The organism is Aquabacterium parvum (assembly GCF_001447195.1).
Lineage (GTDB): Bacteria > Pseudomonadota > Gammaproteobacteria > Burkholderiales > Burkholderiaceae_C > Aquabacterium > Aquabacterium parvum.
The window spans coordinates 137,853-157,003 of the sequence record NZ_LFRI01000084.1 but is presented as its reverse complement, the minus strand read 5'-3'; the positions used below and the strand labels follow the sequence as shown (position 1 = coordinate 157,003).

Sequence of the window (19,151 nt, the reverse complement as noted above, 5' to 3'; positions counted from 1 at the left end):
TCAGCTCTGAGGCTTGCTCTTCTGTCAACACAATCTCGGGGGCAACTCGCACTGGCGCACTCCATTTCAGGCCGTAGTAGACCATTGGAGTCACCCCAAATAATTAAGTTCAATTAAGAATCAAACACTACACTAGCTTGACGTGAGCGGACGCTAAATGCAACACGCCCAGGCTTCGGTTGCGGGAGGAATGCGGCCTGGGCAATGCCCGAAAAGCCCGCCCGCAGGGACTCTCGCCTGACTCGTTCAACGAGCGCCGATCTTGAGCTTCGCTCGGATCGCGGCCAAATGCCGCAGTGCTTCCTCGCGCGTTGAACGCTCCATCCCTTCTGGGATGCTCAGCCCAAGCACCTTGGCGACGTTCGAGACGAACGGTCTTCTGGCTCCGGCCAGTTGATCCACCGCCGCAGCAATGGCCTCATCGCTCACCCGACTGCGCAGCCAGGCGAGCGTTCGCCGGTCGCGGTCATTGAGCACAAGGATGCAGTCCTCCGGGCTGCTGCCTTGCAAACTGCCCTTGCCGGTCTGCTGACCGGCTGCGGACGGCGACTCGCCTGCTGGCTCGCTCGCCGAAGTTTTTGAAGATGTCAGGGCGGAAGGCATTGGAAAACCATAGCACACAGCCTCAAGTTTGCGTATAGTTTTGCACACACGCAAACCACAAAAGACCAGCCCCAGATGCAGTTCAAGATCATTCGCTATCGCGATCAGCAAGGCGTCTATCACGAGGGCAATACTGTCCAGTGCCTGCGCCGAGCGCGAGAAGTGACGCCGGACTTTCCCGAGGGGAAAAACGTGCAGCGCGTGGTCGCCAAGTTCGACCGCGCGGTGCGCGAGCTGCCTGCGGACGTGGCGGACATCCTCACCCCCGAAGAACGCAAAGAGTGGGCCGTCTGGCGTGAACGGCAGGATGAGGCGCACCTGCAATCGGTAGCTCAGTACGAACTGGACACGCTGGCCGAGAGCGTGCGCGTCGCCCGAATTGGGCTCGCCAAAAGCTACGCCGCGACCACGATGCAGAACGCCGTCAACATCCGCAAGGAAGTTCGGGCACTACTGCGTGTCATGACTGAACAGGGCTTGATGCCGGAACCTGTGCGTGGCCGCCCTGAAAAGGACGAAGAGAGCGAGATCGAATGGCTCCCCAACTTCGCCACGCCGGGCACCCCTGAATTCGAGTCCTACCAGCGGCTGCTTGAAAAGCACGCGCGCCGGAAGGCAGATAACCAAGGAGGCTGACATGCGCTACTGGACTTTCGATGCCAACACCTGCCGCTTCGAGCGCGCGAGCAAGCAAGCCGCTTTGCATGTGGCCGACGTGGCCGTGGTCAATGATGACAGCGACGTGCAGGTCATCCGCGACCACCAGCCGCCCAAGCGCTGGCCCAGTGGTGAGCCGCTGTTCGTGGCTGGAGTGGAGTTCGAGCGCGAGCTGTTCGAGTAGCTTAGTACGTCCTAGCGTAGATATGAACGCACACACGCACGGATTCAAGGCCATCGCACTGGACGCCTTCGGGACGGTGATCCAGTACGGCCAGCGCCTGGCCCCCTACTCCCGACTGCTCGCTGGACGAGGGGAGGGCGCGGCACGCCTGCCCTTCCTGACCCGCGACGTGCCGGTGGCCACCTTCGCGGCCGAGCTGGGCGTGGAGCACTTACTGCCCGACATCGAGGCCGACCTGGCTGAAGAGTTGGCCGGCCTGCGGCTTTTCGCCGAGGTGCCCGAGCTGCTGGCCCGAGCGCGCCGCGCCGGGCTGCGCCTGGCTGTATGCAGCAACCTGGCGGCCGAGTACGGCCCGGCCGTGCGCGGCCTGCTGCCTGACATGGATGCCTACGTCCTCAGTTACGAGGTCGGCGTGGCCAAACCTGACCCGGCCATCTTCCGGCGCGTGTGCGACGCGCTGGGCTGCGCGCCTGGTGAGGTGGTTTTCGTGGGGGACTCCAAGCGCTGCGACGTAAACGGCCCGCGAGCCTTCGGCATGCAGGCCCAGCACCTCGACCGCAAGCGCGGACAGACACTGCTCGATGTGATGGACGACCTGGAGGACTTGGCCATCGCAGAGCAGCGCCTGGCCGACATTCATGCGGGCAAATCCAAGACCGTACCCCTGGACGATGTGATGCAGATGTTCGGTGACGCCTACGACTCGCTCAAGGCAAACCCCGGTGCGGGCCTATCTGCTGACCAAGTTCGCGCCCGCCTGGCGGCACAGGGCGGTCAGGCACCGGACATGGCCAGCATTCCTCGGCGACCAGAGCCAATGACAGTCGCCGACCTGATCTCGACCCTGCAAGGGTTACCGCAAGACCTCCCGGTGATGCTCGCGGCCGAGGACGGAATCGACCACGCGCGCTCAGTTCGGGTCGCCGACGTGGCAAGACACCAGCGTGATTGGGCCGGTACGCCTGTTGGCCAGTACCGAGAGCTGCCCGATGACGACACGACGGGAGCGCCTGTCAGCGCCGTCATCATCGACCTGGACGGGATCACGCCATGAGCCACGCTGAAACACTCACACCGCCACTGCCAGAACGGTTTGCGGCATCCTCCATCGCCGAAACGGCACGCCTCGAAACTGCCGCCGAGACACTGGCTGAGTACATCGGGTACTTGAGCGTGGAGATCGACGTGGAGCAAGAGCAAGCGATGCCCAACGCGGAGCGAATCAAGGCGCTTGAGCACGAGCTGACCACTGTTCTGGGTGAGCGCCGGGCGCTGACGCCAAGCAATCGCAACATCATCAACCGGGCGCTCTACATCTATGCCCCGGTGTTGAAGCGGATGCGCGGGGGCACACCGTGACGCGCGACGAATTGCTGGCAGCCGTACCTGTTCGCCGCACTGCGGCCGATGGCCCCTTTATCGCCCTGGCCGACATTCCTGCGCCGTGGCGCGACCAGTTCGAGCAGGCGCTACGTGGTAGCGCCGCCCCGGCCATGCCCGATGTAGGCCCGTGTGCGTGGGCATGGGACTGGCAACAGTGGGTCATGGGGAGTTGGCACCGCGACAGCCGCGTTGAGGGCCTGCAACCATGACCGACTACGCCGTCATGCAAGCCCTCTACCGCCTGGCCGACTACCCGGTTCTCGCGGCTCTGGCCAGCACGAGGACGGCCGCAACAAGGCTTGATGGCCGTGCCTGCCTGCATCTTTACAAGGAGGCGCTGGGAGCTATCGACTGGCCGACCGTCTCCGACACCGAAAAGAACTTGATGCGCCGGCTCGGGCTGTTCGCCATCTGCCCGAGCTGTGGCGCTGCCGCCTTGGTGCGCAATACCCGCGACCATGCAGTCACCCGCAGCGACGGCCAACCTGTGACCATCAAGGCGCTAACCGGCGACTACTGCGGTGCATGCGGCGAGGTGATCCTGGACGCGACGGAGGGACAACGCTACATGGACGCGATGCGACGGGAGGATGAGCAATGACGGCCGCCGAACTGATTGAGCACCTGCGCCAGGTGCCTGCTGACACGCCTGTACTTGTGGAGGGCTATGAGACGGGCTGGGACGCCATTCACGAGGTAAAGACATCCAATGTCGTGCGCTATCGGCGAGCCCAAGCCTGGGACGGCGAATTCAAGGATGCCGCCGAGTTCGGTCAGGAGGGCGATGCGGCCATCGTCGTCGTAGGACGCCGGGAGGCGCACCGAAGATGATCCTATTCCTGGACTACGACGGCGTGCTCCACCCAGACGCGGCCTACCTGGTACGCGGACGGCCAGAGCTGCGCGCCGATGGCGAGCTTATTATGTGGGCGGGCCACCTGGTGGACGTGCTGGCAAGCGCGCCTCAAATCCGCATCGTCCTGAGCACGAGTTGGGCGCGCGAGCTGCGTTTCGCCCGCGCCCGCGACTACCTGCCCGCCGAGCTGCGGCAGAGGGTCATTGGTGCCACCTGGCACTCCGGCATGTCAACTGACGACGAGCACCGGCCGCTCGGCCGAGACACCTGGTGGGACACGTCCACGCGCTACCAGCAAATCCGCCGCTACGTGGATCGCGCGGGCATCACTGACTGGATCGCCCTCGATGACCAGCCGGAAGGCTGGGCCGATGCCGACCGCGACAAGCTGGTGGCCACCGACAGCAATCTTGGCCTGTCCGCGCCTTCGGCGCGCGCTCGCCTTGCTGCGGCCGTTGGCAACATGGCCAGCGCGTGGGCCGTGGCTGACGCGATGGCTGAAGTGCTCACCATTCCGCAGGTCGCGCGTAGCGCGTCCTGCGCTGACCTGGTGCAGTGGGTCGAGTGGTGGCAGTCTTCCTACCTCAGTGCCATCGATCTGTAAGCGTCTGGCGAACGCATCTTGACAGCCCGTCAACCGGACGGAATCAGGCGGAGGCAGGAACCCAGCAATGCGGCAACAGCTCGCCAATCTGGTTGGCCTTGTGCGTGGGCAGTCGCCGCAACACATCGCGCAGGTAGGCATGCGGATCGTGCCCATTGAGCTTGGCCGACTGAATCAGACTCATGATGGCAGCCGCACGCTGCCCCGCCAGCAGCGAGCCCGCAAACAGCCAGTTCTTGCGCCCAATCGCAATCGGTCTGATCTGGTTCTCGATCCAGTTGTTGTCGATGGGCAGCCGGCCGTCGTCGATGAAGCGCGTGAGCGCCTGCCAGCGCTTGAGGCTGTAGTCCAACGCCTTGGCCGTGGCACCACCATTGGCCACCTGGCTGCGCTGCGCCAGCATCCAGCCGTGCAGCGCATCGGCAATGCGCCGTGACTTGTCCTGGCGGATGGCTTGGCGATCTTCGGCGCTGAGGACCTGGGTTTCTCGCTCGACGTCGTATAGCAAGCCAATGGTCTGCAGGGCTTGCCCCGCGATCTGGCTGCTGCCGTTGGCATGCAGCTCGAAGAACTTGCGCCGGGCATGCGCCATACAGCCTACCTCGGTGATGCCGTTGGCGAAGCTGGCCTTGTAGCCGCCGTAGTCGTCGCAGATCAGGCTGCCCTTCCAGTCGCCCAGGAAGGCGCGCGCATGCTCGCCTGAGCGGCTTTCTGCAAAGTCGTAGACCACGGCCTTCATGGCTTCGAACACACCGGGGCTGTAGGCCCACAGGTAGGCCCGGTGCGTCTTGCCTGTTCCGGGCTTGAGCATCTCTACCGGCGTCTCGTCGGCGTGCAGCACCGAGTAGGTCAGCATCTCGGCCTTGAGCGCGTCGACCAGGGGCTGAAGCTGCACGCCGCATTGCCCCACCCACTGCGCCAGCGTTGAGCGTGGCAGCGGCACCCCCTCTCGGGCGTAGATCTCTTCGAGCCGGTACAGCGGCAGGTGGTCGCCATACTTGGCCACCAGCACGTTGGCCAGCAGGTTCGACGTCGGGATGCCCTTGTCGATGATCTGCGCAGGCACGGGTGCTTGCACCAGCTTCTGGCAGGCCAAGCAGGCCCACTTGCCGCGCACATGGCGCTCCACCGTAAAGGTGCCGGGCGTGTAGTCCAGCTTCTCGCTGACGTCTTCGCCGATGCGCTTCATCTGGCAGCCGCAGCCGGGCGTGGTGCAGGCGGTGCTCTCGGGCTCGTGTTGGATCTCCACGCGCGGCAGGTGTGCGGGCAGCGCAGCGCGACGGGGCTTGGCCTTGGGTGTATCGGCCGTGTCGCTCTGCTCGGCCGGTGTTGGGCTCAGCGCCTGGAGTTCGGCCTCCAATGCGGCCAGGTCGGCATCCAGGGTCTCGTCGAGCAGGCTGCGCTGGTCGGCATGCAGCTTCTCGCTCTTGGCGGCGAACTGCACCCGCTTGTAGCGGGCGATCTCGTGCGTGAGCAGGTCGATCTTGGTCTGCTTGAAGTGGATCTCCTGATCCTTGCCGACCAAGCTCTGCTGATGTGCAGCAAGTTGTTGATCCTTGTCCACCAGCTTGGCCATCAAGCCCTCGGCCAGGGCGCGCAGTTGCTGCGCGTCCATGTGCTGAAGTTGCTGGGGATCGATGACCATGGCCGTCATCATCACAGCCATCCGGCATGTTGGCCATCGTGGGCTTGAGGGATTGCGCCACAGTTGATGCGATGTCGAGCACTGCCATCCAGCCACCCGATGAACAGGCCAGCCAGTGCGCGTTCACACCACCCGGATGGCGCCATCGGCCTGCAAGCGCTGCCAGGGCAGGCCCATGATCAAGGCTTGCCACTGCGCCGGGTTGAGCTCGATCTGTGCAGCCAGGCCGCCCTGCGGCCACACGAATCGGCCTTGGTGCAGGCGTCGCGCCAGCAGCCACAGCCCCTGGCCGTCGTGCACCAGTACCTTCATGCGCGTGCCGCGCTGGTTGGCGAACAGGTAAGCGTGGTGCAGGCGTGCGGCACCAAAGACTTCGACCACGCGGCCCAGGGCCTTGTCTGGCCCGGCGCGCATGTCCAAGGGTGCTGTGGCCAGCCACAGCGCGTCGATGCGGATCATGTCGGCGGCCTCGTCTCATCGCAGCCACTCGCGCAGCCAGGCACCGCACTCGGCTGCGGCGGATGCAGGCCATTGCATGATCACGGTGCTGGAACCTCGGCGCAGCTCCAGGCGGATGGACTCTGTGGTCGATGAACTGACCCGAGGCATGGGCACTTCGACGAAGGCGCTTGACGTTGCGCTAACGACGGACACCGCACCCCTTGCCCTTGCCCCTGCGCCATCTCGCAGCCAGCGGCGTACCAGGTTGGCATTGAGGCCATGGGCCAGCGCCACACCGGCCACAGATGCGCCCGGTTGTTGGCAGGCCAGAACGACCTGGCTCTTGAGTTCTGGCGCATGGTTGCGCCGGGTGCGCTTCGCTGGAGTGTTCTGCATAGTGTCCACTTGTCTGCTTGGTGGACACTATCCTCACGGTTCAGGATGGGGCGCTCAAGATGCCTTCACCGGACGCATACATCGATCTAACACCCGCTCAAATTGCCCATGCGAAAGCCGGTCGCTGGTGGCCGCCAGTGTCTGACGAGCAAATCCGCGAGATGCCTCCTGCCATCGCTCAGAGGCGCATCCCATGACAGCCCGCGACAACGAAGCCGCGATGCTGGAATGCTGCGCCCTGATCGCGACGGGCGCTCTGGACTCGCCGCGCACGCCAGCGGAAGCGAACGTCTGTCGCGTAGCCGGAATGATCCTGGGCCGACACCTGTATGACGCCCGTCAGCGCCTGTCTCAGGCCGCCGATGCGTACTTCGCTGCGCACCCCTCCGAGCTGCTGGAGTCCGCAGAGACAGTGCGGCGCGGCTGGATCACTAACCTGCCACGGCTCCGTGACCGCTTGGAGCGTCGCTTGCAGGAAGTGGGGCAGGGGGCGTCACCGTGATCTACTTTCTCGGCGACACGCATGGCTGCTTCGATCACGTCCTCGACGTGGTTGGCCAAGATCGACCGGCCGCCATCGTGTTTCTGGGCGACTTGCAGGCGCAGCGCCCCCTGGAGATCGAGCTGGCCCCGATCCTCGGCATGACCGAGGTCTGGTACATCCACGGCAACCACGATACGGACTCCGAGGCCGACTACGACAACCTATTCGGCTCGGCCTTGTCCGACCGAAACCTGCACGGCCGAGTGGTTGAGATCGACGGGCTGCGGATCGCTGGCCTGGGCGGCATCTTTCGAGGCCAGGTGTGGGCACCGCCTGCCGAGTGGCTGCATGAGCGGCCGGATGACTTCGCCGCACGCTGCGGCAAAGGCAACCTCTGGTGCGGCGGCGTGCCGCGCAAGCACCGCAGCTCGATCTTCCCGTCCGACTACTTCGGCCTGGTCGGGCAGCGCGCCGACATCCTGGTCACGCATGAGGCCCCCAGCTCGCATCCGCATGGGTTCGACGCCATCGACGAACTGGCCCGCAGCCTCGGCGTGAGCAAGGCATTCCACGGCCATCATCATGATCGCCTTGACTACAGCAGCCATCGCCAGCGGCTTGGGTTCGATGCCTTCGGGGTCGGATTCTGTGGCATCAGCGACGCCAACGGCCGCACAGTGCGGCCTGGCGACTTCGACGAGGCGAGGGCGCATCGTCAGTCCACGTAGATACGTATTGGCGTACTACGTAGATACGCACAAGCATCAGTTCATGTGGCGCGGCCGAGTGAAGTATGGTAAGGTAATACCCAGTGATACTTTGATGGAGGCCGCTATGACCGCTGCTGCCGTTCGCCCCGTGGCGATCAAACTCGACGAGGACACCAAGGCCCGCGTGAAGCGCCTGGCTGATGCGCGTGATCGCACGTCGCACTGGCTGATGCGCGAAGCGATCACCCAGTACGTTGATCGCGAGGAAAAGCGCGAGGCCTTCCGCCAGGACACCCTCAAGGCCTGGGAAGAGTACCGCACCACCGGACTGCACGCGACCGCCGACGAGGTGGAAGCCTGGTTGTCGAGCTGGGGCACGGATAACGAGTTGCCCGCGCCCACATGCCACAAGTAAGGTTCTCACCGCCCGCCATTCGTGACTTGGAACGCCTGCGCGAATTCCTCCGGCCGAAGAGTCCCATTGCGGCCAAGCGGGCAGGTGAGGTGATCGTCAAGGCTGTACAGGTGCTGGGCTTACAGCCCAAGCTCGGCCGCCCCATCGAGGACATGCCCGACGAGTTCCGCGAGTGGATCATTGACTTCGGCGATAGCGGCTACGTTGCCCGCTACCGCATCGACACGGATGCCATCACGATCCTCGCCGTGCGGCACCAGAAAGAGGTGGGCTACTGATGGCGACACGCTTCGGCCGCCGCGCTGCGGATGGCACCTTTGAGTACCACGACAGTCACGAGTCGTTGGTCGCTGCCAAGCGCAGCGAAAACAGCGACGCACGCGCTGGCCTGTTCGGGTTCATCGGATTGCTGATCGGCGGCGTGCTGACCCACATCGCGCTGCTCAAGCTCGGCACCGATTGGCCCAAGTGGCTGCGCTTCGGCCTCGTGGTTGTCGGTGCTGGCGGCTCGGCCTACGTGCTGGCCAAGCTCGCCGACCTCATCTGGAACATCATCCTTACGCTCGTGCTGCTCGGCGTGCTCTACGGCATCGGCTCGCTGATCTGGAAAGCGGTGTAGTGGTGGCTGCTGAGATCACACCCAGTTCGGGCAACGTCTTTGCAGACCTGGGCCTGCCCGATGCCGACGTGCTCAAGCTCAAGTCGGGCCTGGTCATCGACATCACCAAGGCAATCCGCGACCTTGGTCTTTTGCAGGAGGACGCTGCCGAGCGCATGGGCATCAGCGCCGAGCAGCTCGCCAGCCTGACGCACAGTGGATTTGCGACCTTCGCTGAGCAGGACCTGCGCACCTGGCTCGCCCGTCTCAAAGGCTGAGGCCGGAAAAAGAGCGGCCCCGCATTGGGGCCGCCGAACTTCGCTTGGCGAAGCCCGCCGAGGGAGGAGCGACGGGGGCCGAAAAAAGGGAGGTTGGCCGGGTCGGATTATCGGTGCAACCTGCGATGGCGTTGCACCTCGTAACCACCCAGCAGCCGCAACACCACCTCAGCGCGGGGCGACCAGCGAGCTGATCGGCACCCACTCCTGCTGCGGCTTGCCGAACATCTGGCGCTGCATCGCGTCGTACTGGATCAGCGCGAGCGGTGGCCGCAAGTCGATGATGATGCCCTGGTTGGTCTTGTCGCCGATCTTGGGCTCTGCGCGCAACCGGCGTGTGTCCGCAGCCTCGCGCTCCATGCGCTGCTGCAAGTCCTTGCGGGATTCCTCGGCGCGCTCCTTCTCTCGCGCGTTGTAGAAGTCCGCGAACTTTGACGCCTGCTCGGGCGTGTAGAACGCAATGACCGGCGCAGGCAGCTTTTCCGGCTCATAGGGACCATTGCGATAGCCGCTGTAGGTGCGCACAAGCATCACAGCGATCAACTGCGCAGGCCCTGTCAGTGACGCCTTGCCGTCGAGGCAGAGCAGCGTCGTGTGCCCGTACCGTTGGCCGTACAAGACCAGCTCCTGATTGGCCCAGGCGGAGACAGCAGCATAGAACGATTGCGCTACGCCGCCCGTCTGGGGCAAAGGCACATTCAGAGCCTTGCCACCGTGGGCCTGACACCATGCGCCGAAGCTCGCCTTGGTCTGCTCCAAGCCTGGCGTGTTAGCACGATAGGCGCTGCGCTTGAGCGTTGGCGTCTTGTACTCAGCATCGCCGATCACCGTGCCTGGCACCGATGCGATGAATGCTGGCCAGTCCATCGAGGCTTCCCTGGCGACGGGTGCGGCGCACCCTGCCACGATCACAGCGGCGAGTGCCGCAAGCGTCATTTTTGTCATCACGTCTCCCTGTGGGTCAATGGTTCGTTGGTCTGGGTCGCACTCGCCTTGTGCGCCGCCCATATTCTCTTCACCTGCGCCGTGCTGCATCTCGCCCGCTTGGCGGTCGTGGCGATGCTCAGGCCGTCACCGCGCAAGTCAATCACCAACCGTCGCAGGTTGGGGTCGGCTCGTCGGCCCTTGTACTTCCCGGCGCTCCTGGCCAGCTCGATGCCTTGGCGTTGCCGCTCACGCCGATCCTCGTAGTCGTCGCGGGCCATTTGCAGCGCGAGCTTCAAAAGCAACTCCTGGATGGACTCCAAGACGATGCGCGAAACACCTTCGGCGTTCGCAGCCAGCTCAGAGAGATCGACGATGCCAGGTACGGCCAGGCGCGCGCCCTTTGCACGGATCGCTGCCACCAGCCGCTCGGCTTCGGCCAGAGGCAGGCGACTGATGCGGTCGATCTTTTCGGCCACCACCACTTCGCCAGGTTGGAGGTCATCAATCATGCTTAACAGCTCGGGCCGGTCGGCCCGCGCGCCGGAAGCCTTCTCCTTGTAGACCTTTGCGACGTAGTACCCGGCCGCACGGGTGGCCTCAACGATGGCGTCCTGGCGCTGCAAGTCCTGATCGTCGGTGCTGACGCGCAGATAGACCCGCGCACCTATTGTGCTGGTCATGTTGGCTCTTTTGGGCATACCGTAATGAGCGCATTCTATCGACGTAGGCGCGTTTATGGAACCACAATCTAAATGCGCCTAGCTCAATAATGCACTCTATATGAGCCTATTGGGTGATGCTTATGCCATGCATGGCATAATGACGCATGACCACACCCAAGCCTCGCGCCTCGTCTGACACCTCGCGGTCTGCACCCGATCCCACGACGACCCGCGTGCGAGATGAGCTGATCGCCAAGATCAAAGCCCAGATCGCCGCAGGCGGCTGGACGCAGCAGAGAGCGGCGGAACTGTCGGGTCTCACGCAGCCGCGCATCAGCGACCTGCTGCGCGGCAACACGTCACGGTTCTCGCTTGATGCGCTGGTCAGCATCAGCGCCGCGTTGGAGCGGCACCTGTCAACAACCGAAGGGGGCACGATGGAATACACCGAAGCCGATGGGCAGCGCCTGGTTGCCGAGTTCATGGCAAAACTGGCAGCACGGCCCGTCAAAGGCCGCTACCCGGCCGCCACCGAAAGCTCGACCACCGAGCGCGGCGGCAAGCTCATCGCCACAAGCGGCTTTTCCACCATTGGCGGCCGTGTCGCGATGGTGGGGGACATCGTGCGCTACGCCGACGGCAGCGAGGCCCGCATCGTCTCAGGTGCCGGTATAGCCGCAGTCTACGAGGGCCGCCCGCTGGCCTTGGTGGGCAGCGAGCTGGACAACGGCGACCGCATCACCGGGCCGGTTCACAACGGCATGGTGATCGTGCAGTACGCCGACGAAGAGCCGATCAAGGGCCTGCTCGATCCAAGCTACGTCCCCGTGCTCCCCAATGGGAGTCACCCATGAGTCGGCCGTTCATCGTGATGGGCGACAAGACCAGCCACGGCGGCACGGTCATCAGCGCCGACTTCACCAGCGACATCCACGGCAAGGCGATGGCCCGCGTGGGTGACATGGTGGTGTGCCCCAAATGCAAAGGGGTCTTCCGCATCAAGACGGGGGCCGAAGACATGGTGGACGGCGACGGGCGTGGCTACGCCCGCCACATGGACACCACGGAATGCGGCGCTTACCTCATCTCAAGCCAGGCCACAGCCACCTGGTCGAACAAGTCGTCGATGGGCGACCCAGCGGCCGATGCCAAGACCGAAGCCCTCGGTGCGGCCTCCCAGGTCGCGGCATCGACCGACTCCGGCATCTGCCTGGACTGCCTGCGCAAGGCCGCCCACTTCGGCAGTCCCACCGTGATCCGGGAGTGACGATGCTCGACGTGCAATCACGGTGGGAGCACCTACACAACACCATGCCTGCGCTGCGGCTCTACGCCCTGGTCGATGGCGTGCAGTACCAAACCCAGCTCTGCAAGCGATTCCAGCCTGGCAGCGGGCTGTTCCCGCTGTTCGCTGGAACGCCGGACGCGGCACTGGCCCACGCAGGCCCTTGGCTGGTGGACACGGCCATTGCAGGTGAGGCGACGGTCGCCGAGCTGGCCACGCTCGAACGTGATGCGCCGTCGCTCACCTGGCTGATCGCCCCACAAGACATCGAAGGCCTCGGGCAACTGCTGCAACTGCGGCTCGACGTGAACCTGCCAGATGGCCGCAGCGCCTTGCTTCGCTTCTGGGACCCGCGCGTCCTGGTCAACCTGGCGAGCACGCTCGACGGCACGCAGCGTGAAGAGTTCTTCGGCCACATCCATGAGTGGCACCTGCTGCACGAAGGGCAGCGTGTTTGGATCGGGAGGCAACATGCTGACGCTCACTGAGGCGCAGTGGCAGACCCTGCAACAGGGCGAAGCCCGCCAGTTCGTGGCGGCCGTGTGTGATGAGTTCCTGGCCAACCGGCCGGAGATGCGCGAACAGCCGGGCCGCGAGGTGGTACTGGTGCGGATGCAAGACGCCTACGACTACGCTGCCCGTGCAGGCTTCACCAGCACGCCGCACATCGTGCGGCTGATGTACCTGTCTGCGGACGCTCCGCGCATCCACGATGACCCGCTGGTCGATCACTACCTGCGCAAGCCTGGTGCCACGCCGGAACAACGGCTCGACGATCTCGATGCCGTCATGAAACACAAACTCAAGGGAGATCGTTGATGGCGTCACTGGCCGTACCGCTGATCGAGGGCGTGGTCGTCCGTGTCTTGGCTGCACTCGGCGTGGGCGTCGTCGCCGGCGCGGCAGGTGAAGCCGCGAAGGAACAGGCGCGCAAGCGCCAAGAGGAAGCCGACAAGGCGAAATCTGCGCCCATCGCTCGCACCGACGCGACGACAAAGACTCGAACAAAGTGCAAGGACTGCCCGCCAGACAAAGGGGCTCCGTTCCAACGCAACTTCACTGTTCGTAAACCGTGGGTTGACTATCAGGCCAGGATCACAGGGATGCCGAACGGCCCGACGTTCATCATGGAATGGGCCTTCGCCGGTACGAGGTTCGACGGTTTCGTGTCGGCCGAGTGCCTGCTACAGGACGCCAAAGCGGGATACGACCAATTCTTCAATGAGTGGCGCGAGTTCAAGTACGACTTTCAGGAGCGAATCTTTGTCGAGATGACCGAGGATGCCGTCACTCAAAACGCCAAGGCAGTTCCTAAGCCCCCCGTGCAGCTTTGGTGGTACTTCCAGGAGCCAGTCTCCTACCGATACATGCAGCGGATTCTGCAAGCCGCCGCCCCTCAAATCGAGGTCGTGTTCCAGCCATGAATCCACACCTGAACCACCAGATCGAAGTCCGCTTTAAGACCAGCGGCGCGGAAGGAACATCGTTTGAGTTCCACCTGCAACGGATACAGGCTTTCTTGAGGTTTGTCGCGAAGTTCGACCCTCTCCTTCAAGATACCGAGTGGCTGATCGCAACCGGCGTCCGGGACACCTCGTACCTGTACTCGGTGTTTGACGCGAACGGGCCGACTACATCGGCGCTCGCTGTGCTTCAAGAGCGGTCGAAGAAGAACGATGCGGTCAAGAGCCTGACCTTGTGGAACGGGCAAGAGGATCGAGCAAAAGGGGCATCCATCACCTGCATGTTCGGCCGCCAAGATGGAGTCGCAAGCAGCTTCAAGCTGTCCATGAGATCGCCCAGAGACCAGATGCGGCTAGGAGGCTGGAGTCAGGTGGGGGAGGCGCTTAGCTCAGCAGCAAGCGTCTTTGCGCCGATATATGGGGTGGTAGAGACGATGTACTACGACGCCGTGTTCAAAGATCGTCCGGGTGTCGGATGGATGCTCTACCTTCCCCGTGTGCTGACTGTCCAGCAAGTCCCCGAGGCACGCGCGCTCGTGCCTGTCATGGGCAAGGACGAGAAGGGCAAAGACAAGCAGCTCGGGACGATCATCGTCAGCGTCACCGATGAACCGTTCTCGGACGAGAACCCCGAGCACGCCAAGATCGCCAACGCCATCGAGATTCGGCTAGTCGATCAAGATTTGCTGCCTCGCTTCACGGACTTGTGACGATGACAACGACATACTGGGTCGTCGATGTAGAAGTAGAACCCGACCAGGCGCAGGAGTGCGCGGTCAGGGTGCAGCGATGGCTGATCCAAGAAGGCATCGTCCTTCCCTCCCGACCTCAAACGACAGAAGCTTCCTCCATGAACTTTCGTCGCGGATCAAAGGTGCTGCTTCCCCCTGGTCCGAAGGCGTTGGATTGGTGTGCAGCCAATGAGGTATTCGGGTCTTCCTCCTGGGTTGAGATAGTGACCCAGAAGCGGGTTTTTGACCCAGGGGCCAATTTTTCCGATCTGATTGAATGCTCAAACTGCGCATCCCGTTTTGACAGCGGCAAGCTGGAGTGGATGACTGCCATCGATGGTTGGTGGGAGAGAGATGATGGATCGCTGACTTGTCCCGCGTGCAAGACCACGAACGACATCGGCCAGTGGCGATTTCCAGACTCCAGTTGGGCATTTGGCTATCTGGGCTTCGGCTTCAACGAATGGTATGTCGATGAGCGCATCATGAAGGCCATCAGTTCCGTGCTCCAGCACAGGTGCGTGTTTGTATGGAGTCACATCTAAATTAAGAAAGGCCATCATGCCCCAGCTCGACGAACTGAACCCCATCAACCTGAGCAAGGCCCAGCCGCCCATCACGTTCGCGGCGGCCAACGCTCGCTTCCTCTCCCAGTTCCCGGACGGCGCGGACGAGCTGTGGTCGGCCGACATCAAGGCCTGCCGCCACGGCGCGCTGTGCGAGGTGTTCGAGGGCATTCTGTTCGTCGAGTCCACCCGCTCGGGCCACGGCACCGCTCACATCTTCGGTATCGAGTTCGAGGACGGCTACCCCAAGGGCCTCAATCCAGCGCTGGCCACCAAGCAGCAGGCTTTCATCGAGTTCCTGCGCGGCGAGAACGCGAAGGACGATGAGGTGCTGGGCTGGACGCGCAAGCTCTTCACCGGCCACGAATACGCGGCCGAGGGCAAGGCCACGGCCGCGTACCTCGCCGTGCGCGAGTCGAAGCTGCACATCGGCGTCGGCTACCGCAACGACGCGGGTGAATACGAGCTGGTGGCCGTCGAGTCCGAGAGCTGGGTGGAGGCCGCAGGCCTGCCGTTCGACGAGCTGGGCAAGGACTGAGCATGCTGGGCTGGTGGATCGTCATCTCGACGCAGAGCCCGGAAGAGCGCGACCGCGCCGACCAGGACAGCAGACGGGCCGCGATCCTGGCCAACTGGGAAACCAGCGTCAACGGCAGCCGCTGGGTGCATCAGCTCGTGGAGCAGGGCAAGGCCACGCAACTGTCATCCGGTGGCTACCCCAACCGTTTTACCGCCAAGGCCTGCGACGTGCTGCCGCTGATCGCCAACAGCCTGCCCCAGCACGACGGCCCCCCGGTCATCGGCGAAGATTACGTGTTGCCCGGAAGCTGGACGGGCAACGTCATCATCCACCCCGACCGGATCGCGGCTTGTCCACCCGACAAGCTGCTGACCATCGACGTGTGGGATCAGTCATAACCCATCAAACCAAGGGAGCCCATGAAAATCAAAAAGCAACTTGCCATCCTCGCCGCCCTCGGCACCGTCACGCTGGCCGCCTGCGGCAGCAAGACCGACGCCAACGAAAAGAACTTCGGCGCGGCACTGACCCAGTATTTCGACAAGAAGGGCGACCTCTGCCTGAACACCAAGCGCTGGCCGGTGGATCTCAACGAGTATGACGTGCGTTTGCAAAAGACCACCGCGACAGGCCCTGGCGGGCAGATGGCCGCGCTCGAAGCCGCTGGCCTGGTCAAGGGCGAGGACACCGAGGTGGACATCATGGGGATCATGGGTAAGCCCACCGGCACCAAGGCCAAGGTCAAGCGCTACACGCTGACCGACGCGGCCAAGCCCTTCGCGCAGGAGCGCGAGGTGTCGGCCATCGGTCTAAACGGTCGCACCACCGAGAAGCAAACCGACCTGTGCTGGGGCAAAAAGGCCCTGGACAAGGTGGTGAAGTGGGAAGGCCCGATGAAGCTGGGCGACTACCAGGAGGCCAGCATCACCTACCTCTACAAGGTGAACAACGTCGCCGAGTGGGCGAAGCGGCCCGACGTGCAGGCCTCGTTCCCGGTGGTGAAGAGCATTCTCGACGCCGCTGGCACCAAGCCCGCCAAGCACCCGATCAAGCTGACCAGCGAGGGCTGGGAGGCCAAGGGTCTGGACTGATGGCGCTGCCCGCCTTCGACGACGCCTGGCGCGGCAAGCAGCGCATCAAGCCTCCCGTCTGCGTGCTGGAGGTGCGGGATCGGGACAAGCCCGATGGCGAGCCGATTGCCAGGCTCTTCGTTCACCGCGAGGAAAGCTACCGGCTCGACGACAGGGACGGGCAGGTGTACGAGGCCTCGATCCGCCTGTCGTACCAAACCATCGAGCCCAAGCACTCGCTTCGATCCCGCGTCAGCGGGGATTTCAAAGCCAGCTACTCGCGCGGCTTCCGCGAAGGCGAAGCATCGGTGTCGCTGGTAGATGGCGCGCTCTTTTTCGATCCAATCGAGCTGCGCGGCCAGCGAATCGGCACCTACCTCATGAACGAGATTGTGGTCTGGGCGCAGCAGTGGCCCGAGGCCAGGGTCAGGTCGATCAAGCTGCTGTCCGGCCAAGCGCAAGACGACAACCGGGCCAGGCGCAATCGCTTCTACGAGCGCTTCGGCCTGACGTTCGCGTACAGCGATCCCGAACATGAGGAAGGGGTGTCGAAGCCCATGCCGGTCAAGGAACTGACCCCAGTCACGTCCTGGGAGGCCAACATCCGGGAGCGCGATCCACGCGAGTACCTGGCCGAGCTACTGCACGAGCGCGAGCACATGGTGATGGAGGCGTCACGGCGTGATACGGTCATCAAGAACCTGTCCGCGAGGCTGGACGAGGCCAATCGCCACCCCGTCCGCTGGGCTGCGCGCCGGTTGTGGTGGCGGTTGCAGCCCATCCTCCTGCAAGGCGCAATGCTGCTGGCGGTGGGGGCACTCGTCTGGGTTGGCCTCCGGTCGCGATAACGCAAATACGTATCTGCGTAGTGTGCGTCAGCGAGTGTCGATCAGTTGGACGTTGGCCGCCGCCATGACCAGCGCCCGCACCTCGATGGCATGGACGATCAAACGCGCGCCGTCATCCGCCTCGATCTGCACCATGTCGCGCCCCGTGGCGATGAACTCGGCGCGCAGGGCGCGGCCGATGTCGGCAAGCGCGTCAAGGTGGATCTCACCTGGCACGCTGGCCAGCGTGCCAGTGGCCGCGCCGGTCGGCGGCAGATAGAGCATTTCCAGACCCGAGCCAGGTAACAAGTCGCGCAAAGCGACCACGCCCGGCGACTTGGCCAGGATCGCATCCAGCGCCCGAAACGTGGCCACGAGCCGGGCAGGGGAGGAACCATCGTGACGCACCCTGTCCTCGACCCAGCGCGCCGCGGCTTCCAGCTCCTCGGCCGCAAAGCGTTGTGGCAGTTGAGGTGTGAGCGTTTCAGCGTGCCCAGTCATGCGCCCATCCTCGGCCCGTCGTGGGCCAGCTCGGCGGCCGGGTCACGCCCCTCCAGCCGCAGGAGCTGACCAAGGTACGGCCGCAGCTTCGCGATGCTGGCAGCGGCTTTCGGGCTGTGGAGTGCGTACTCCGCTGTCCGCCGCGCGTAGTCAGCCCAGTTCCGGCTCTCCGGCCTGGCACGGATCGACGGCGCGCACGCCGCGATGGCTTGGCGCACGGCGGCCTCATCGTGTCCGGTGGCCGCCATTCGCTCCGCGATCATGGAGTCCACGATGGACAGGTTGGGCTGGTCGCCGCGCCATCGGGCCATGATGTCCCTGTGATGGGCCGCGTAGACCTCGCTGGGCAGCGTGCCGACAGGCGTAGGCGCAGCGCTGCGCGCCCCGGCCTGGCGAGCGGCTTCCGCGAGCTGCTGGCCGATCTCCTGAGCCAGCGTCTGCGCCTTGGTGCAGGTGCAGGGCACCGCGAACACCAGATTCACCTCGGGGAAGGTGCCGTCCTGACGCTGGTACTTGGGTGCGGGCGCTCCCTCTTCCCATTTGTGATTGCAGAAGCCGGGCGCTCGGTGGGGGTGGATCGCACCGCTCAGCTTCGGGTCGCCATACGCCTTGTTCAGCCGGGCGCTGAGCGCATTGGCCACCGCTCGCTCAGCGTCCTCATCGTCGCTGCCCTTGGACACGTTGAGCACGGCCTGGAAGCGATCAGGGCTCGACTCCAGCACCGCCGCAGGCTTGTGGCCGTCCGCAAGCATGCGGGTGAGCGAGGCACGGGTCAGGTCATCGACGAGGATGTGGTGCATCGCGTCAGACCTGGGCGTGTAGTAGATGTTTTCGCGCTTGGCGTGGGCGGCGATCAGCGCGCCCATGCGCCCGCACACGTCCGCCGCTGCAACACCTTCACGGGGGCCGACGAGTCGGGCCAGCCGCTTGTCGGCCGTCATCTTGATGCAGGTGAGCGTGTACCGTGTTCAGCGAGACGTGGATGTGAATGTTGTCCGTATCCTGATGGACGGCCGCCATCATCTGGTGCCCCTTGCACCCGCTCTCCGCTTCGAGGATGTCGAGCAGTTCTTCGACTTGTTCAGGCGACGGTTCCTCGCCCTCTTTGAACGAAAAGACGTAGTGCTTTACCGGCTGGGCCGCCCGCACGGACTCCATCGCCAAAGCAACCATTTCAAGCTGCTGGCCAGCGAAGGTCTGCGACTGGAACCCCCTCGTGGTGAAGTACATCACCTTCTCGCCTTCATGCGCGGCGTGCTGGTAGTCCGTCAGGTCACGGATCTGCTGCGCCTTGCTACGCCCGGCGGCCTTGTCGGCGTCGATGGGGACTTCCTTGCCGATCACG

General features: G+C 64.0%; 33 protein-coding genes. 24 read left to right on the top strand and 9 right to left on the bottom strand.

Annotated features, from left to right (window positions below):
- Positions 1-246: 246 nt before the first annotated feature.
- Complete coding sequence (locus ABG80_RS02915) at positions 247-714, bottom strand: hypothetical protein (RefSeq protein WP_235513730.1); 468 nt, start codon at positions 712-714, stop codon at positions 247-249.
- Between ABG80_RS02915 and ABG80_RS02910 the strand changes: the two genes are divergently transcribed.
- The 7 genes from ABG80_RS02910 (at position 679) to ABG80_RS02875 (ending at position 4,287) form a co-directional block, all read left to right on the top strand.
- Positions 679-1,239: a hypothetical protein gene (locus ABG80_RS02910; protein WP_058086256.1), complete on the top strand. Its 561-nt coding sequence runs from the start codon at positions 679-681 to the stop codon at positions 1,237-1,239. The two genes, ABG80_RS02915 and ABG80_RS02910, sit on opposite strands and share 36 nt — an antisense overlap.
- Before the next feature lies 1 nt (position 1,240).
- Entirely contained in the window at positions 1,241-1,444 is a 204-nt protein-coding gene (locus tag ABG80_RS02905) for a hypothetical protein (RefSeq protein WP_058086255.1), read from the top strand.
- A gap of 22 nt (positions 1,445-1,466) precedes the next feature.
- Positions 1,467-2,498, top strand: coding sequence for an HAD-IA family hydrolase (locus ABG80_RS21135; protein ID WP_083505753.1), 1,032 nt, complete (start codon positions 1,467-1,469; stop codon positions 2,496-2,498).
- Complete coding sequence (locus tag ABG80_RS02895) at positions 2,495-2,803, top strand: hypothetical protein (RefSeq protein ID WP_058086254.1); 309 nt, start codon at positions 2,495-2,497, stop codon at positions 2,801-2,803. Before ABG80_RS21135 ends, ABG80_RS02895 begins: the two co-directional genes overlap by 4 nt.
- A gap of 229 nt (positions 2,804-3,032) precedes the next feature.
- Entirely contained in the window at positions 3,033-3,428 is a 396-nt protein-coding gene (locus ABG80_RS02885) for a type II toxin-antitoxin system MqsA family antitoxin (protein WP_058086252.1), read from the top strand.
- Positions 3,425-3,658 (top strand): hypothetical protein, encoded by a 234-nt coding sequence (locus ABG80_RS02880; protein ID WP_058086251.1) that lies wholly within the window; start codon positions 3,425-3,427, stop codon positions 3,656-3,658. The genes ABG80_RS02885 and ABG80_RS02880 overlap by 4 nt, the downstream gene beginning before the upstream one ends.
- Entirely contained in the window at positions 3,655-4,287 is a 633-nt protein-coding gene (locus ABG80_RS02875; protein ID WP_160322416.1) for an HAD domain-containing protein, read from the top strand. Before ABG80_RS02880 ends, ABG80_RS02875 begins: the two co-directional genes overlap by 4 nt.
- Before the next feature lie 43 nt (positions 4,288-4,330).
- Here the strand turns inward: ABG80_RS02875 and tnpC are convergent, their stop codons facing one another.
- The 3 genes from tnpC to ABG80_RS21130 all read right to left on the bottom strand — a co-directional run bounded on the left by tnpC (position 4,331) and on the right by ABG80_RS21130 (position 6,769).
- Positions 4,331-5,932 carry an IS66 family transposase gene (gene tnpC / locus ABG80_RS02870; protein WP_058086284.1) on the bottom strand — a complete coding sequence of 534 codons (1,602 nt, stop codon included), beginning with the start codon at positions 5,930-5,932 and terminating at the stop codon, positions 4,331-4,333.
- Between the two features lie 123 nt (positions 5,933-6,055).
- Positions 6,056-6,391 (bottom strand): IS66 family insertion sequence element accessory protein TnpB, encoded by a 336-nt coding sequence (gene tnpB / locus ABG80_RS02865; RefSeq protein WP_058086250.1) that lies wholly within the window; start codon positions 6,389-6,391, stop codon positions 6,056-6,058.
- Positions 6,392-6,406: 15 nt separating this feature from the next.
- Entirely contained in the window at positions 6,407-6,769 is a 363-nt protein-coding gene (locus ABG80_RS21130; RefSeq protein WP_152987425.1) for a transposase, read from the bottom strand.
- A gap of 193 nt (positions 6,770-6,962) precedes the next feature.
- On the opposite strand from ABG80_RS21130, the gene ABG80_RS02860 reads away from it, so the two are divergent.
- From ABG80_RS02860 to ABG80_RS02835, 6 genes are all read left to right on the top strand, one after another.
- Positions 6,963-7,271 (top strand): hypothetical protein, encoded by a 309-nt coding sequence (locus ABG80_RS02860; protein ID WP_200964243.1) that lies wholly within the window; start codon positions 6,963-6,965, stop codon positions 7,269-7,271.
- The gene (locus ABG80_RS02855) at positions 7,268-7,981 is read left to right on the top strand and encodes a metallophosphoesterase family protein (protein ID WP_058086249.1); all 714 of its coding nucleotides are present in this window, start codon (positions 7,268-7,270) and stop codon (positions 7,979-7,981) included. Before ABG80_RS02860 ends, ABG80_RS02855 begins: the two co-directional genes overlap by 4 nt.
- Before the next feature lie 106 nt (positions 7,982-8,087).
- Positions 8,088-8,378 carry a CopG family ribbon-helix-helix protein gene (locus ABG80_RS02850; protein WP_058086248.1) on the top strand — a complete coding sequence of 97 codons (291 nt, stop codon included), beginning with the start codon at positions 8,088-8,090 and terminating at the stop codon, positions 8,376-8,378.
- Positions 8,379-8,404: 26 nt separating this feature from the next.
- Positions 8,405-8,656, top strand: a complete 252-nt coding sequence (locus ABG80_RS02845) for a type II toxin-antitoxin system RelE/ParE family toxin (RefSeq protein WP_407638725.1) — start codon at positions 8,405-8,407, stop codon at positions 8,654-8,656.
- Positions 8,656-8,997, top strand: coding sequence for a hypothetical protein (locus ABG80_RS02840; protein ID WP_058086246.1), 342 nt, complete (start codon positions 8,656-8,658; stop codon positions 8,995-8,997). The genes ABG80_RS02845 and ABG80_RS02840 overlap by 1 nt, the downstream gene beginning before the upstream one ends.
- A 2-nt stretch (positions 8,998-8,999) precedes the next feature.
- Positions 9,000-9,254 carry a helix-turn-helix domain-containing protein gene (locus ABG80_RS02835; RefSeq protein WP_235513729.1) on the top strand — a complete coding sequence of 85 codons (255 nt, stop codon included), beginning with the start codon at positions 9,000-9,002 and terminating at the stop codon, positions 9,252-9,254.
- Positions 9,255-9,422: 168 nt separating this feature from the next.
- Here ABG80_RS02835 and ABG80_RS02830 read toward each other — a convergent pair whose 3' ends face one another.
- Together ABG80_RS02830 and ABG80_RS02825 are read right to left on the bottom strand one after the other, a co-directional pair.
- On the bottom strand, positions 9,423-10,199 hold the full coding sequence (locus tag ABG80_RS02830) for a hypothetical protein (RefSeq protein WP_152987424.1): 777 nt from the start codon (positions 10,197-10,199) through the stop codon (positions 9,423-9,425).
- A complete protein-coding gene (locus tag ABG80_RS02825; RefSeq protein WP_235513728.1) occupies positions 10,199-10,861 on the bottom strand; it encodes a recombinase family protein in 663 nt (220 codons plus the stop codon). The genes ABG80_RS02830 and ABG80_RS02825 overlap by 1 nt, the downstream gene beginning before the upstream one ends.
- A gap of 146 nt (positions 10,862-11,007) precedes the next feature.
- On the opposite strand from ABG80_RS02825, the gene ABG80_RS23350 reads away from it, so the two are divergent.
- From ABG80_RS23350 to ABG80_RS02770, 11 genes are read left to right on the top strand one after another with little or no spacing between them, the layout of a single operon-like run.
- Complete coding sequence (locus ABG80_RS23350) at positions 11,008-11,697, top strand: XRE family transcriptional regulator (RefSeq protein WP_083505751.1); 690 nt, start codon at positions 11,008-11,010, stop codon at positions 11,695-11,697.
- Entirely contained in the window at positions 11,694-12,110 is a 417-nt protein-coding gene (locus ABG80_RS02815) for a PAAR domain-containing protein (protein WP_058086242.1), read from the top strand. Before ABG80_RS23350 ends, ABG80_RS02815 begins: the two co-directional genes overlap by 4 nt.
- 2 nt (positions 12,111-12,112) lie before the next feature.
- The gene (locus tag ABG80_RS02810) at positions 12,113-12,616 is read left to right on the top strand and encodes a DUF4123 domain-containing protein (RefSeq protein ID WP_058086241.1); all 504 of its coding nucleotides are present in this window, start codon (positions 12,113-12,115) and stop codon (positions 12,614-12,616) included.
- Complete coding sequence (locus tag ABG80_RS02805; RefSeq protein ID WP_058086240.1) at positions 12,600-12,947, top strand: hypothetical protein; 348 nt, start codon at positions 12,600-12,602, stop codon at positions 12,945-12,947. The genes ABG80_RS02810 and ABG80_RS02805 overlap by 17 nt, the downstream gene beginning before the upstream one ends.
- Positions 12,947-13,552, top strand: a complete 606-nt coding sequence (locus ABG80_RS02800; protein WP_058086239.1) for a Tox-REase-5 domain-containing protein — start codon at positions 12,947-12,949, stop codon at positions 13,550-13,552. Before ABG80_RS02805 ends, ABG80_RS02800 begins: the two co-directional genes overlap by 1 nt.
- Positions 13,549-14,301: an immunity 52 family protein gene (locus tag ABG80_RS02795; protein WP_058086238.1), complete on the top strand. Its 753-nt coding sequence runs from the start codon at positions 13,549-13,551 to the stop codon at positions 14,299-14,301. The genes ABG80_RS02800 and ABG80_RS02795 overlap by 4 nt, the downstream gene beginning before the upstream one ends.
- Positions 14,302-14,303: 2 nt before the next feature.
- Positions 14,304-14,867 carry a hypothetical protein gene (locus ABG80_RS02790; RefSeq protein ID WP_058086237.1) on the top strand — a complete coding sequence of 188 codons (564 nt, stop codon included), beginning with the start codon at positions 14,304-14,306 and terminating at the stop codon, positions 14,865-14,867.
- A 16-nt stretch (positions 14,868-14,883) separates the two neighbouring features.
- The gene (locus ABG80_RS02785; protein ID WP_058086236.1) at positions 14,884-15,426 is read left to right on the top strand and encodes a hypothetical protein; all 543 of its coding nucleotides are present in this window, start codon (positions 14,884-14,886) and stop codon (positions 15,424-15,426) included.
- Between the two features lie 2 nt (positions 15,427-15,428).
- Positions 15,429-15,806 (top strand): hypothetical protein, encoded by a 378-nt coding sequence (locus ABG80_RS02780; protein WP_058086235.1) that lies wholly within the window; start codon positions 15,429-15,431, stop codon positions 15,804-15,806.
- 21 nt (positions 15,807-15,827) lie between these two features.
- Positions 15,828-16,499: a hypothetical protein gene (locus tag ABG80_RS02775; RefSeq protein ID WP_235513727.1), complete on the top strand. Its 672-nt coding sequence runs from the start codon at positions 15,828-15,830 to the stop codon at positions 16,497-16,499.
- Positions 16,499-17,326 (top strand): GNAT family N-acetyltransferase, encoded by an 828-nt coding sequence (locus ABG80_RS02770; protein WP_058086234.1) that lies wholly within the window; start codon positions 16,499-16,501, stop codon positions 17,324-17,326. Before ABG80_RS02775 ends, ABG80_RS02770 begins: the two co-directional genes overlap by 1 nt.
- A 27-nt stretch (positions 17,327-17,353) precedes the next feature.
- Here ABG80_RS02770 and ABG80_RS02765 read toward each other — a convergent pair whose 3' ends face one another.
- The 3 genes from ABG80_RS02765 to ABG80_RS02755 are packed head-to-tail and all read right to left on the bottom strand — an operon-like array spanning position 17,354 to position 19,150.
- Positions 17,354-17,806 carry a hypothetical protein gene (locus ABG80_RS02765; RefSeq protein WP_058086233.1) on the bottom strand — a complete coding sequence of 151 codons (453 nt, stop codon included), beginning with the start codon at positions 17,804-17,806 and terminating at the stop codon, positions 17,354-17,356.
- Positions 17,803-18,747, bottom strand: coding sequence for a DNA-primase RepB domain-containing protein (locus ABG80_RS02760; protein ID WP_058086232.1), 945 nt, complete (start codon positions 18,745-18,747; stop codon positions 17,803-17,805). Before ABG80_RS02760 ends, ABG80_RS02765 begins: the two co-directional genes overlap by 4 nt.
- Positions 18,704-19,150: a relaxase/mobilization nuclease domain-containing protein gene (locus ABG80_RS02755; RefSeq protein WP_058086231.1), complete on the bottom strand. Its 447-nt coding sequence runs from the start codon at positions 19,148-19,150 to the stop codon at positions 18,704-18,706. The genes ABG80_RS02760 and ABG80_RS02755 overlap by 44 nt, the downstream gene beginning before the upstream one ends.
- Between the last annotated feature and the right edge of the window lies 1 nt (position 19,151).